Annotated in this window: 11 protein-coding genes; 10 read left to right on the top strand and 1 reads right to left on the bottom strand. The window is 66.0% G+C overall.

Annotated features, from left to right (window positions below):
• The first annotated feature begins 49 nt into the window (after positions 1 to 49).
• A complete protein-coding gene (gene ggt, locus CQW49_RS02410; RefSeq protein ID WP_051418617.1) occupies positions 50 to 1726 on the top strand; it encodes a gamma-glutamyltransferase in 1677 nt (558 codons plus the stop codon).
• Here ggt and CQW49_RS02405 read toward each other — a convergent pair.
• The gene (locus CQW49_RS02405; protein ID WP_003609733.1) at positions 1720 to 3105 is read right to left on the bottom strand and encodes an SRPBCC domain-containing protein; all 1386 of its coding nucleotides are present in this window, start codon (positions 3103 to 3105) and stop codon (positions 1720 to 1722) included. The genes ggt and CQW49_RS02405 overlap by 7 nt on opposite strands.
• 410 nt (positions 3106 to 3515) lie before the next feature.
• Here CQW49_RS02405 and CQW49_RS02400 point away from each other — a divergent pair, with 410 nt between their 5' ends.
• The 9 genes from CQW49_RS02400 to CQW49_RS02355 all read left to right on the top strand — a co-directional run bounded on the left by CQW49_RS02400 (position 3516) and on the right by CQW49_RS02355 (position 13162).
• Positions 3516 to 4058: an RNA polymerase sigma factor gene (locus CQW49_RS02400; protein ID WP_003609734.1), complete on the top strand. Its 543-nt coding sequence runs from the start codon at positions 3516 to 3518 to the stop codon at positions 4056 to 4058.
• A 299-nt stretch (positions 4059 to 4357) separates the two neighbouring features.
• On the top strand, positions 4358 to 4597 hold the full coding sequence (locus tag CQW49_RS02395; protein WP_024749345.1) for a FecR/PupR family sigma factor regulator: 240 nt from the start codon (positions 4358 to 4360) through the stop codon (positions 4595 to 4597).
• Positions 4598 to 4785: 188 nt separating this feature from the next.
• Positions 4786 to 6579, top strand: coding sequence for a ShlB/FhaC/HecB family hemolysin secretion/activation protein (locus CQW49_RS02390; RefSeq protein WP_003609736.1), 1794 nt, complete (start codon positions 4786 to 4788; stop codon positions 6577 to 6579).
• A 65-nt stretch (positions 6580 to 6644) separates the two neighbouring features.
• On the top strand, positions 6645 to 8459 hold the full coding sequence (locus CQW49_RS02385; protein WP_244441259.1) for a DUF2341 domain-containing protein: 1815 nt from the start codon (positions 6645 to 6647) through the stop codon (positions 8457 to 8459).
• Between the two features lie 5 nt (positions 8460 to 8464).
• The gene (locus tag CQW49_RS02380) at positions 8465 to 8869 is read left to right on the top strand and encodes an ExbD/TolR family protein (protein WP_003609740.1); all 405 of its coding nucleotides are present in this window, start codon (positions 8465 to 8467) and stop codon (positions 8867 to 8869) included.
• A 31-nt stretch (positions 8870 to 8900) separates the two neighbouring features.
• Entirely contained in the window at positions 8901 to 9647 is a 747-nt protein-coding gene (locus CQW49_RS24150) for an energy transducer TonB family protein (RefSeq protein ID WP_003609742.1), read from the top strand.
• A 58-nt stretch (positions 9648 to 9705) separates the two neighbouring features.
• Positions 9706 to 11559 carry a putative porin gene (locus tag CQW49_RS02365; protein ID WP_003609744.1) on the top strand — a complete coding sequence of 618 codons (1854 nt, stop codon included), beginning with the start codon at positions 9706 to 9708 and terminating at the stop codon, positions 11557 to 11559.
• 2 nt (positions 11560 to 11561) lie between these two features.
• Entirely contained in the window at positions 11562 to 12158 is a 597-nt protein-coding gene (locus CQW49_RS02360) for a hypothetical protein (RefSeq protein ID WP_003609745.1), read from the top strand.
• Positions 12155 to 13162 carry a peptidylprolyl isomerase gene (locus CQW49_RS02355; RefSeq protein ID WP_003609748.1) on the top strand — a complete coding sequence of 336 codons (1008 nt, stop codon included), beginning with the start codon at positions 12155 to 12157 and terminating at the stop codon, positions 13160 to 13162. Before CQW49_RS02360 ends, CQW49_RS02355 begins: the two co-directional genes overlap by 4 nt.
• Positions 13163 to 13167: the final 5 nt, after the last annotated feature.

The following is a 13167-nucleotide window of genomic DNA, read 5'->3' as shown; positions in this document are numbered from 1 at the left end:
CGCTACGCTCGCAATGACGACCCGGACGTCGTCGCTCACACGGGACCGAATGATGAAACGCCTATTCGCCGTCGCCGTTGTTATCTTCCTCGCCTTCGCCGCCGCGGCAGAGCCCGTGGCGACCGGGCGGCGCGGCATGGTCGTCACCGAGCACAGGCTCGCGAGCGAGATCGGGCTCTCGGTGCTGAAAGCGGGCGGCAACGCCATCGACGCCGCGGTGGCCGTCGGCTATGCGCTCGCGGTCGTGCATCCTTGCTGCGGCAATCTCGGCGGCGGCGGATTTCTGCTGCTGCATCGCGCCGATGGTGAGGAGCGCTTTCTCGATTTCCGTGAGAGCGCGCCGGCGGCGGCGTCCGCCGACATGTATCTCGACGCCTCGGGCGGCGTCATTCCGGACGCGAGCCGCATCGGCTTTCGCGCCGTCGGCGTTCCGGGAACCGTGCTCGGCCTCGAGAGCGCGCGCGAAAAATACGGGCGCCTGCCGCGCGAGAGCCTGATCGCGCCGGCGATCATGCTCGCCGAGCAGGGCTTCACGCTCGAGGAGAGCGATCTGCCACCATTACGGGCGGCGCGGCGGCTGAAGGACGATCCCGCCGCCGCGAGGATTTTCTTTCGCGCCGACGGCTCGCCTCTGCAGGCGGGCGATCGACTCGTGCAGAGCGATCTCGCGCGTCTGCTGCGCGAAATCGCGGCGCGAGGGCCGCGCGCCTTTTACGAAGGGCGCGTTCCGCAGGCGATCGAACGCGCCGCCGCGGCCGCGAACGGCGTCATTTCCGCCCTCGATTTCATGCGCTATCGCGTCGAGGAGCGCGCGCCCGTGCGCTGCGCCTATCGCGGCTATGCGATCCTCTCCTCGGCGCCGCCGAGCTCGGGCGGCGTCGCGCTCTGCGAGATCGCCAATATTCTCGAGGGCTATGACCTCGCCGGCCTCGGCTTTCACACGCCGCAGTCGCTGCATCTCATGATCGAGGCGGAGCGCCATGCATTCAAGGACCGCAATCTTCTGCTCGGCGATCCGGATTTCATGCGCAATCCGGTCGAGCGGCTGACCTCCAAACCCTATGCCGCCGACATACGAGCGAAAATATCGCCCGAGCATGCGACGCGCTCCGCGGATCTCGGGCGCGGCGCTGAGCTGCGCGAGCGGATGGAGACCACGCATTACTCCATCCTCGACGAGGAGGGCTCCGCCGTCGCCGTGACCTACACGCTCAACGGCGTGTTCGGCGCGCAGGTCATGGCGCCGGAGACGGGCGTGCTGCTCAATGACGAGATGGATGATTTTTCCGCGCGGCCGGGCGCATCCAACGGCTTCGGTCTGGTGCAGGGCGGCGCCAATGCGATCGCGCCGGGCAAGCGGCCGCTCTCCTCCATGTCGCCGACCATTGTGACGAAGGGCGGCAAGGTCGCGCTCGTGCTCGGCAGCCCCAATGGTCCGCGCATCATCTCGGTGACGCTGCAGACATTGCTGAACGTCGTCGATCATCACATGAGCCTCGAGCGGGCGGTGTCGGCGCCGCGCATTCACCACCAATGGCTGCCCGATGTGGTTCTCGCCGAGCCGGGCGCGCTCACACAGGAGACGCGGCGACGGCTCGAGGAGATGGGCCACAGCATCGAGGATCACGCGCCCTTCGGCGCCTGCGAGGCGATCGCCGTCGAAGGCGGCGTGATCGCCGGCGTCAATGATCCGCGCTCGCCGGCGGGCGCCGCGCGCGGCTATTGAGGCCGCGCGCCGGTCTCGATCTCGACATTGGCGGTCATGCCGGGTTTCAGCGCATGGTCCGGATCGGCGGCGTCGATGACGACGAGATCGGCCTCGCCGAGCTTGGCGACGGTTCCGGTGAAGGCGCGGTCGCCGAGCGCGTCCACTGTGAAGCTCGCCTTGTCGCCGACATGGACCGCGCTCGCATCCGCCGCATGGGCCTCGATCTGCAGCGCCAGGGGCGCGGGGGCGACGACGAACAGTTCGTCGGCCTCGGCGACCTTCGCGCCGACCTCGGCGTTGCGCGAGACCACCGCGCCGTCGATCGACGACAGGATACGCGACTTCGTCACCGTCTCGATCGCCGATGCGAACGCCGCCTGCGCTTCGTTGAACGCTGTCTCGGCCTGCGCCTCTCGCCGTTGCGCGTCGGCGAGCGCCGCCTGCGCCTTGTCCGCAGCGCGCGCGCCGGCCCGGCGCTTGCCCGCGCGCTTCTCGCGTTCCACCGCATCCGTCGCCAGCTCGACGCGCGATCTTTCGCTCTGGAGCCGCTCCTGCGCGGCGGCGAGCGCTGTTTCGGCGCGGTCGCGTGCGGCCTCATGGTCGCGCTCGTCGATAGTCGCGCACACTGTGCCGACCGCGACCTCGCCGCCAACCTCGCAATCGACCAGCTCGATCGCGCCGGCGAGTCCGGCGCGCAAGGGAACCGCGCCGACGGCGACGAGCGAGCCCGAAGCGCTCACCTTCCGCGCCGCGGACGCGGGCGCTGCGGCGCCACCGCTCGGCTCCCGATGCGAGGTCCAATAGGCGCCGGCGCCGACGAGCGCCACGAGAGCGGCGAGCGCCGCCGCGATTGGGCCGATTCGCGCGGGCTTGCGGTCGGCCGGCGCGGCGAAAGGCGGATCCGATTCGGTTTCCGCCGCCGCGGAGCCGAATTGGAGATGCTCATCGAGCCGATCGAGCAATTGCGCCGCGCGCTTCTCCAGACCGGAGGCGATGTGGCGGTCGCGGCCCTCCATGGACATATGGTCCACGGCGCTGGTCAGCCGCGTCTTGCCGTCGACTTCGGTGAAGACGAGGGTCTCCACCGCTTCGATCTGCGGCGCGTCGTCGGAGCGCAGCGTCTGCACGAGCCGGCGCGGCGGGTCGATCTCGCGATATTCGCCGCCGAGGCGATGCGTCTCGCCCTGCGGCCCGCGCAGCGCGACGCGCCAGCTGCCGCCGACGCGCAAATCGATCTCGCATTCGAGGAGGCGGAGGCCGCTCGGCCGGAACCAGCGCTCGACGCCCTCGGCGCGTGTGAACGCCTCGAATACGCGCGACGGCGGCGCGTCGAATGTCCGCTGCAGAGAAATGGCGGGGCTGTCGGTCCCCACTGTGATCTCGGGTTTCTCGCCCATGCTCCTCTTTCCTGTTCGTCCGCCGCCGCGGCGGCTCGCATCCGCGCATCGCGGGAACGCCAGGAGGCCGCGCGCTCGTCCTGGCCGCGGGGCGAAAATGGCCGCGAGGCGCCGCTGCCGCGACCGCGGGATATCACGTGGAATATATGACAGCGCGATGACTCCTTGGGCGCGGTCACGCGCCGCGCCGTCGCCTCCTCCCGACAAAACAAGCGTATGAGCAACTTGTTAGCTCTATGGCGACGCCGCCGTCGGGCGCGGCGATTATGGCCCGGCGAGGGCGGGATGATGGCCGACGGCGGCGAGCTAAAGGCGGCGTCGGCGTGAGCGTCACAAATCTGTAGCGCAGCCTCGGTAGTTAGCCCGAGCCTCCGGCGTCTGGAGGACCGGCGGCTCGGGGCGGGTGTGACGTGATCGAAACCAACCGCGCGCGTTTGTGCAGCCAGCTCGTGCAGAGCTATGACGAGCTGGTCAAGCAGCTGACGAGGCGACTGGGCTCGTCGGATTTCGCGCATGAGGCGCTGCACGAGGCGTTTCTGCGTCTCGACCGGGTCAATGATGCGACCCCGGTGCGCAGCCCCAAGGACTATATCTTCTGCACGGCGATCAACATCGCCAAGGACCACAAGAAGGCCGGGCTGCGCCGCCTGAGCGCGGCGTCCGTGGACGTGCTGCTCGACCTTTGCGACGAATCGCCGGACCCGTCGCGGGTCGCCGAGGCGCGCTCCGAGATCGAGGCGTTCAAGCGCGCGATGGCGCAGCTGCCGCCCCGGCGCCGAGAGGTGCTGCAGCGGATCGCCATCGAGGGCCGGACGGCGCAGGAGGTGGCGACCAGCCTGCAGGTGACGACGCGCACCGTCGAGACCGATCTGAAGCACGCCTTGACGCATTGCGCCGACAGTCTCAGCCGCAAGCCGGTGGCGCGTCTCGGCGGGCCGCGGCCGCGGGCCTGACGCTCCACGAATGGAAATTCTCCAAAATCGTCTTTCGGGATAGAAAGCCGCCGATCGTCTAACCATGTGAAGGATCGGCCGCGACGTCTTCGGCTTCGCCGCCGGCTTTTTTTCGGGCGTTTCGCCGTGCGCCGGCGGAGCGGGAAGACGATCGTCACGACGGCGCATCCGGGACGCGAATGGACATCGGGCGGGAAAATCGCGATTTTTCAGATGCTCGCCCGATCTTGGAGCCTCGCGGAGAGCCGGCGCTCTCCGGTGAGCCTCGCCATCTCCTCGACGAAGCGCTGAGCTGGATCGTGCGACTGAAGTCGGGCGAGGCGACCGACGCCGATCTCGAGGCGCTGCAGCGCTGGCGCGAAGCGAGCCCGCTTCATGAAGAGGCGTTCCGCGATGCGGCGCGCCTGTGGCGACGCATTCGCGCCGCGGCGCGGGAGCTCGCCGAGGAGGCGCACGCCGACAAGGCGCGTGCGGCGGCCGCGCCTCGGAGGAGCTGGCGCGGCGCGCTGATCTCCTTTGGTCATCGTCCGAGGCGCTGACCCCCGGGTCGTTGTCGCTCCCTTTCCCACCTTCGACGCCCCTGTCTCGGACCCGAAAGTTTTTTCGGATTCCCGACGATTTTTTTTTCGGGTCGGCTCGGGCTCCGTCGTCTTCAGAGAGAGGACGTTTGTTTTTCGTCGCTCCGGGAGGCCCCGAAGCGACGTTTCGCTGTGGCGTGAGAGGCAGGATGGTTCTGTCCAAGGGTGAGGCGGGAGCCCGCAGATGCTTGCGGCTCCGGGGCGATTTCGATCGTTCCGCCATCGCCGTTTTCGTGGCTTTCGGGGCTTTGACGGCGGCGGCGTCGCCGGCGTGGTCGACGAGCGCCGCGAAAACGGGGGAGGGCGAAGCGCAGAGGCGCGCCGCCGCGTCCGATGATGCGGGCAAATCTTCCCCCGCCGCGGGCAACGCCGCCGCCGCCGCCAAGGAGGCGGCGAGCAAGCCAGCTCCGCCGGCGCGCTTCGACATCGACGATTTCGCCGTCGAGGGCGCCGATCGGCTGACGCAGGTCGATGTCGAGGAGGCGATCTATCCGTTCCTCGGTCCCGGCCGAACCTCGGATGATGTCGAGAAGGCCCGCGCCGCGCTGGAGAAGGCCTATCACGACAGAGGCTTTCAGACCGTCGGCGTCTCCGTGCCTCAGCAGAGCGTGAAGGGCGGCGTCGTCATCCTCAAGGTCGCGGAGCTGAAGGTCGGCCGGCTTCGCGTCAAGAACGCGCGCTATTTCGACGTAGACCAGATCAAAGCGCGAGCCTCCTCGCTGAAGGAGGGGACCGTCCCCGATTTCGGCAAAGTGACGAAGGACATCGTCGCGCTCAATCAATGGCCCGACCGCCGCGTGACGCCCTCGCTGCGCGCCGGCGTCACGCCGGGCACAGTGGACGTCGACCTCACCGTCGAGGATAAGCTGCCGGTCCATGCGAATATCGAGCTCAACAACCGGCGCTCGCCCAACACATCGGCGCTGCGCACGGTCGGCACCGTTCGTTATGACAATCTGTGGCAGCTCGGCCATTCGCTGAGCTTCACCTATCAAGTCGCGCCCGAGCGGTCCAAGGATGCGGAAGTCTTCTCCGGCTCCTATCTCGCGCGCATTCCGGATGTCGAATGGCTGTCCGTGCTCGCCTACGGCCTCTCTTCGCGGAGCGATGTGGCGACCGTCGGCGGCGTGAATGTTGTCGGTCCCGGCCAGACGATCGGCGCACGCGCCATCATGTCGCTGCCATCGGTCGAGAATTTGTACCACTCGGTATCCGCGGGACTCGACTATAAGCATTATGGTCAGGTCGTGCGGCTCGGAACCGACGTCACCTCGTCGCCGATCACTTATTATCCGCTCGTCGTCACCTATGGCGGCGCCTATCAGACAGAAAGCTTCACCACTCAGCTCAGCGCCTCGGTCACCTTGAACATGCGGGCGCCGAGCAGTGATCGGACGGCTTTCGACAACAAGCGCTTCCGGGCGAGCGGACGCTTCGCCCATTTCAATCTCGACGTCTCGCATCTGCAGGAGCTTCCGGAGGGCTTTCAGGCCTATGCGCGCTTCGTCGGCCAGATCGCCGACGGTCCGCTGGTGTCGAGCGAGCAGATCAGCGTCGGGGGTCTCGACAGCGTCAGAGGCTATCTCGAATCCGAGGTTCTGGGCGACAATGGCGCGGTCGGCAGCTTCGAGCTGCGCAGTCCCGACGTCGGCGAGATGCTGCAGGACACGGTCAAACGCGGAGCGCCCGAGGGCGAGCCGCCGATCACGGTTTTCAACGATTGGCGCTTGTTCGGTTTCGTCGACAAGGGCGTCGCCGAAATTCTGTCTCCGCTCGCGGAGCAGCAGGCGCATTTCAATCCGTGGAGCTACGGCTTCGGAGCGCGGGTCAAGCTGCTCGATCATGTGAGCGGCATGTTCGTCTATTCGACGCCGATGGTCCGCCAAACCTACACGCAGGCGAGAGAGCCGCGCCTCAATTTCCGAGTCTGGGGTGAATTCTGATGATGATGCGAACCGAACCGCGCCTCGTAGCGCTCCGCTCCCATCTCGCGCGCCTCGCGACGCGGATGCTTCTGCCGCTGGCGATGCTGGCCTTGTGCTCGTCCTCCGCCATGGCCTGGTGGAACGACGAATGGGAGATGCGCAAGAAGATCACCATCGACGCCAGCGCCACCGGCGCCAATATCACCGATCCGATCGGCGCCGCGCCGGTGCTGGTGCGTTTGCATATGGGCAATTTCCGCTTCTCATCGGCGAAGGAGGACGGCAGCGACATTCGCTTCGTCGCCGGCGACGACAAGACGCCGCTCAAATATCACATCGAGAAATTCGACTCGTTGCTCGGCGAGGCGCTGGTGTGGGTCGGCGCCAATGTGCAGGCGGGCGGCAAGACCGACATCTGGCTCTATTACGGCAATAAGAAAGCCGTCGCGGCGCCGGACGCCAAGGGCACTTACGATCCCGACGCTCTGCTCACCTATCACTTCGCCGAGCGCGGGACGCCGGCGATGGATTCGACCGTGTGGGGGCATAATGCGACTGCCGCCGGGCAAAGCGCCGACGGCGCCATCATCGGCTCCGGCGTGAGGCTCGACGGCCATGCGGCTGTCGCGCTTCCGTCCACGCCGACGATGGCCGTTCCCGCCGCTTCCGCCTTCAGCCTGTCGCTCTGGGCGAAGCCGGCGGCGCAGACGCCCAACGCCATTCTCTACAGCCGCCGCGACGGCGCCGACGCGTTCATCGTCGGCCTCGACAATGGCGCGCCTTTCGTCGAGGTGGCCAATGCGGGCGCGGTCAGCCGCAGCGCCGCGGGCGCGCCGGTGGTCGCCAACTCCTGGCGCCATATCGCCGTCGTCGCTGACGCCGGCCATGTGACGCTCTATCTCGATGGCGCCCTCTATGCGAAGCTCGACGCGGTTCTGCCGGCGCTGCAGAGCGCCGCTACGCTCGGCCCCGAGACCGACGCCGCGACGCCCGGTTTCGTCGGCGACATCGATGAGCTGCAGATGGCCAAGGCCGCGCGCTCGGCCGGCTTCGTCAAATTCGCGGCGATCAGCCAGGGCTCCGACCCGAGCAAGCTCGTCTCCTTCAGCGTCGATGAAGAGGCGGCGGGCTGGTCGTCCGGCTATCTGGCGATCATCCTGCGCTCGGTCACGCTCGACGGCTGGATCGTGATCGGCCTGCTGATGATCATGGCGGCGGTCAGCTGGATGGTGATGATCGACCGCACCTCCTATGTGAATCGCCAGTCCAAGGCCAATGAGCAGTTCATCAAGAGCTTTCGCGATATGGCGACCGATCTGACGTCGCTCGATCACGGCGATGCGGAGGATATCGCTTCGATCGGCGGTCGCGTCGGCGAGAGCGAGGCGGAAATGATGCGCGTCTCGGCGCTCTATCGCATCTATCACATCGGCGCCTCGGAGATATCACATCGCTTCGCCGCCGCTGGCGGCCGACCGACCGCGCTGTCGGGCGCGTCGATCGCGGCCATTCGTGCCGCGCTCGACAGCGGCGTCGTCAAGGAGACGCAGCAGCTCAACCGCATGATGGTGGTGCTGACCATCGCCATTTCCGGCGGGCCGTTCCTCGGCCTGCTCGGCACGGTGGTCGGCGTCATGATCACCTTCGCCGCCATCGCGGCGAGCGGCGACGTCAATGTGAACGCCATCGCGCCGGGCATCGCCGCGGCGCTGGTGGCGACGGTCGCCGGCCTCGCCGTCGCGATTCCCGCGCTGTTCGGCTACAATTATCTCATCTCCCGCATCAAGGATCTGACCAGCGAGATTCACGTCTTCGTCGACGAGTTCGTGACGAAGATGGCCGAAGCCTATTCCGAGCGTCGCGGCGACGTCGCCGAGCGGCCGGCGGCAGGGGAGTAAGGCCGATGAAGGCGCAGGACGACGGCAAGCCGTATGACGACATCAACATCACCCCGATGCTCGATCTCGCTTATGTGCTGCTGGTGATCTTCATCATCATGACCACGGCGACGGTGCAGGGGCAGAAGGTCAATTTGCCCAAGGCCTCGGCGGCGCCGAGCCTCGCGACGCAGACGACGAAGGCGATCACCGTCGGCGCCGACGGCAAAATCTTCCTGGACACGATCCCGGTCACTCTGCCCGAGCTCGAGCAGCGGCTCATTCAGCAAAAGGCGCTGACGCCGGATTTTCCCATTGTTCTGCGCGGCGACGCGCAGGCTCAATATCAAAGTGTCATCAATGTGCTCGATCTTCTGTCGCGCATCGGCCTCGCGCAGGTCGGGCTCGCCACCAAGCCGTTGGTGAAATGAGGCGCCGCCGGCGCAGTGCAGGAACGCCGTCATGAAGTTGCCGATCGATTGGAAATTTCAACGCCCGCGCGCGCCCGCGCCGCGCGGGCCGCGGCGCCGCGGTTGGCTCGAGCGCTACCGGATGGCGATCACGGTCGGCGCGCTCACGCTGATGATCGGCGGAGTCGTCGTGGCGCTGACGCGCCACGACGATCAGCCGCCGGCGCGGCAGGTGCGCGAGCTCACGGTCATCGCACTGCCGCCGCCTCCGCCCCCTCCGCCTCCGCCGCCGCCCGATCAGAAGTTGATCGAGGAAACGAAGCTCGAGGAGCAGCCGCCGGAATTTCAGGAGCAGAAGCCGATCGAGGAGCCCAAGGCCGATCCGGTGAAGGACGCCAAGGCCGACGAGCCGCCGGGCCCGCTGTCGCTCGATGCGAAAGGGCAGGGGCCGGGCGACGCCTTCGGCCTCGGCGGCAAGCCCGGCGGGACCGGATTCGGCGGGGGCGGCGGGGGCGGCGGCGGATGGGGCTGGTACGTCTCCATTGTGCGGTCGCAGCTGGGCAGCGCGCTCGAGCAGAACAAGAAGACGCGCAAGGCCAAGATGCGCCGCAACATCCGGGTGTGGGTGGATCAAACGGGACGCGTCACTCGCGTGCAGCTCGCCGGCTCGACCGGCGATCCGGAGCTCGATGCCGCGCTGCGCAACGAGGTGTTCAGCAATCTGACGCTGCGCGAACCGCCGCCGAAAGGAATGCCGATGCCGATCATTCTTCGCATCACGGAGGAGCGTCCGAGCTGACGGCTCGGACGAGACATTGACGACAAGCCGTAACGGCTCGAATGGGTTGGGGAGTTCGATGTTCGAGATAAAATTTGGAGCGCGCCGCGGAACGCTGCTCGCCGCGTCACTCACCGCTCTGATCTGCGCGACTCCATCCTTCGCGCAGGGCGCGGGCGATGCGGCGGATGCGGTGGATATCGGCAAATCACCCGAGTCGAAGCGGCCGAAAGTCACGAAGGCGCGAGCGATCTCGCCCAATGCGACGATCAATCTGGTCAATCTTCTGGTGAAGCAGGGCGTGCTCACCGAGGAGCAGGCGCGCTCGCTGATCGATCAGGCCGAGAAGGAGGCCTATGTGCAGCGCCAGGCCACCAAGGATGCGACGGCCAAGGCCGGCGACGCCGCCAAGGCCGCTGTCGCCGCCAGCGCCGCCGCCTCGCCGCCCGGCGTCAAGCATGTGACCTATGTGCCCGAGATCGTGAAGCGGCAATTGCGCGATGACATCAAGAAGGAAGTGATGGCGCAGGCGCAAAAGGAGAATTGGGCGTCTCCCGGCGTCTTCCCGGAATGGGCGACGCGCATCCGCTTCTATGGCGACATGCGCATTCGCTACCGCGGCATTTATTATCCGAGCGGAAACGATCAGGTCAACGCGGTCAATTTCAATGCTATCAACACCGGATCGCCCTATGACGTAAGTCAGAGCAACGCATATTATTGGCCCACGGTCGACGTGTCGCAAAATCGCAATCAGTTTCGCTTCCGCGCCCGGCTCGGCATGGAAGCCGATCTCAGCGACGGCTTCACGGTCGGCATGCGCTTCGCTGGCGGCGAAAATAATTCTCCCGTGTCGCAGAACCAGACTTTCGGCTACAATGGCGGAAATTTCGTGAAATATTCGCTGTGGATCGATCGTGCCTTTTTCAAATACCAGCCGGTCGACGGCTTCTCGATCACCGCCGGGCGAATGGACAATCCGTTCTGGTCGCCGAGCGATCTCGTCTGGTATTCGGACATTGGCTTCGACGGATTTGCGGCGAAGGGCCACTATGAAGTCGCGGAGGGCGTCACGGCCTTCGCGTCCGGCGGCGCCTTTCCGCTCTTCAACACAGATCTCAACGCCGGCATCAATCTTCCCTCTTATGATCAGGGTCCGCCCACTTCGCTTCCGAGCCATGACAAATGGCTGTACGGGGCGCAGCTCGGCATTGCTGGGAAGATCGACCCCGAATATTCGTTCAAACTCGCCGCAACTTATTACGACTTCAACAATGTGCAGGGAAAAGTGTCGAGCGCCTGCGTCGTCTCGAGCGCATCGGATGTGTGCGACACCGATATGACGCGTCCGGGATTCGCACAGCGCGGCAATTCTTATATGCCGCTGCGCTCGATCATCGCCGATTCATCGAATAACTACGGCACGGCCAATCAATTTCAGTATTTTGGACTGCTGCAGCAATTCCGCCCAGTGGTCGTCGGCGGCCAGTTCGATATCGCGTCCTTCGATCCGATCCATGTGATCCTCGACGGCGAATATATCGTCAACACGGCCTTCAGCCGCAGCGCGTTGCTGCAAAGTCTCGCCGTCAATAATTTCCAGTCGACGAGCGATGGGACGATCGGGCGATACGGCGCCGGCAACATGGGCTATCTCGCGAGCGTTACCGTCGGACGCAAGGAAATCCGGCATTTGTGGGAGTGGAACGTTCTCGCCGGCTACAGATATCTGCAGTCGGACGCGATGGTGGACGCTTTCGTGGACAACAGCTTCGGGCTCGGCGGCACGAATCTGAAAGGCTATTTCGTCGGCGGCAATCTCGGCGTCGGCGAGAATGTCTGGCTTACCATGCGCTGGATGAGCGCCGACAATATCGCCGGTTCGCGGTACGCCGTCGATGTCCTGCATCTCGATCTCAACGGGAAGTTCTGATCATGCGTGTCGGAACGTTCGCTCTCGCTCTGTCATTCTCGATTCTGTCGTTGCTTCCCGCGGCGGGCGCCGACTCGGACGGGGACCGCCTGCGCGACGCCTTGCGCGGCGCGATCATGCAGCAGCGCGCGCTCGAGGATCAGCGCGCCGCATTGCAGGCGAAGCTCACGGAAGCCGAGAGCGCGCGCGCGCGTCTCGAAGGGCAGATCAAGACCGCCAAGGGGGAGGTCAAGGCCGCCGAGAAGGCGCATCGCGAGGCGATCGAAGAGTTCAATCAGCGCCTCGCCGATCGCGACCAGACTCTGGAGAAATGGAAGGTCGCCTATGAGGAGGCAGCGGACGTCGCGCGCGCGAAGGATGCGGAGCGTGCGAAATTCGAGGCGCAGGCGGCGAGCTTCAAGGCCAGCCTGAAGGTGTGCAAGACCAAGAACGCGGAGCTCGGCAAGATCGGCCGCGAGCTGTTGCAGCATTATGAATCGGCGAATTTCGCCGATCTCGCCATGGCGAGCGAGCCGCTCACCGGCGTGCGCCGCGTCGAGATCCAGAATTTGCTGCAAGACTACAACGACAAGATCCTCGATCAGAAGGTGGCGCCATGAGCATTGTGACGAAAAATTCCGCGATCCTGTCCGCAGCGCTTCGCGTGCTCGCGATCGGAGCGGTCGTTGCGGCTCCAGCGGGCGCGATGGCGCAGATTCTCCCTTCGACCGCGCAAAGACCGAAGCCTGCGCCGCAGGTTTCGGCGATCAAGCCGCAAGCTCCGGCGCCGGCGGCGAGCGCCAAGACGAGCGACGACGTGGTGGCGCATGTCGGTGCGACCGACATCACCACGAGCCAGCTGCGCGCCTATGTGGAGGCGCTCGGCGCGCGCGAGCAGGCGGCCATCGCCAAGGAGCCGGGCCTGCTCTCACAAGCCGTGCGGGCGATGCTCAATGAGCGCGTCGTGCTGCAGGAGGCGCTCGCCAAGAAATGGGATCAGCAGCCCAAGGTGGCGGCGCAGCTCGAGCAGCTGCGCGAGCGTGCGCTCGTCGAGAGCTATCTGCAATCGGTCTCGGTCCCGCCCGCCGACTATCCGAGCGAGGAGGAGCTGCAGAAGGCCTATGACGCCAATCGCAGCTCCTTCGTGGTTCCGCGTCAATTCCAGCTCGGCCATATCTTCGTTCAGTCGCCGAAGGACGCCGACCGCGCGACCGAGGACAAAGCGAAGAAGACTCTCGAGGACATCCAACGCAAGCTGAAATCGGGCGCGGATTTCGCCGCTGTCGCGAAGGCGCAGAGCGAGGCCAAGGACGGCGGCGAGCTCGGCTGGCTGGCCGAAGGCCAGATCCGTCCCGAAATTCGCACGCGCGTGATGGGCCTCGTCAAAGGCGCCGTGTCGGAGCCGATTCAGCTCGACGACGGCTGGCATTTCGTCAAGCTCATCGACACCAAGGCGTCGACCACGCGTCCGCTCGCAGAAGCGCGTGAGCAGCTCGCGCAGCAGATGCGCGTGGAGCGCGCCGGCCTGCTGCGCCGCGCCTATGTCGCCGAGCTCGTCAAGCGCAACCCGCCCGTCGTCAATGAGATCGCGCTGTCGAACATTCTCGACGCAGCGCGCAAATAAGGGCC

Source organism: Methylosinus trichosporium OB3b, assembly GCF_002752655.1.
Lineage (GTDB): Bacteria > Pseudomonadota > Alphaproteobacteria > Rhizobiales > Beijerinckiaceae > Methylosinus > Methylosinus trichosporium.
The sequence above is the reverse complement of the archived record's forward strand: the minus strand, read 5'-3'. Positions and strand labels throughout refer to the sequence as shown.

Coding starts and splice junctions, on each gene's coding strand:
- CQW49_RS02360 (WP_003609745.1), top strand. CDS start 11,562: ATGCGTGTCGGAACGTTCGCTCTCGCTCTGTCATTCTCGATTCTGTCG.
- CQW49_RS24150 (WP_003609742.1), top strand. CDS start 8,901: ATGAAGTTGCCGATCGATTGGAAATTTCAACGCCCGCGCGCGCCCGCG.
- CQW49_RS02380 (WP_003609740.1), top strand. CDS start 8,465: ATGAAGGCGCAGGACGACGGCAAGCCGTATGACGACATCAACATCACC.
- CQW49_RS02355 (WP_003609748.1), top strand. CDS start 12,155: ATGAGCATTGTGACGAAAAATTCCGCGATCCTGTCCGCAGCGCTTCGC.
- CQW49_RS02385 (WP_244441259.1), top strand. CDS start 6,645: ATGCTTCTGCCGCTGGCGATGCTGGCCTTGTGCTCGTCCTCCGCCATG.
- CQW49_RS02365 (WP_003609744.1), top strand. CDS start 9,706: ATGTTCGAGATAAAATTTGGAGCGCGCCGCGGAACGCTGCTCGCCGCG.
- CQW49_RS02390 (WP_003609736.1), top strand. CDS start 4,786: ATGGTTCTGTCCAAGGGTGAGGCGGGAGCCCGCAGATGCTTGCGGCTC.
- ggt (WP_051418617.1), top strand. CDS start 50: ATGATGAAACGCCTATTCGCCGTCGCCGTTGTTATCTTCCTCGCCTTC.
- CQW49_RS02405 (WP_003609733.1), bottom strand. CDS start 3,105: ATGGGCGAGAAACCCGAGATCACAGTGGGGACCGACAGCCCCGCCATT.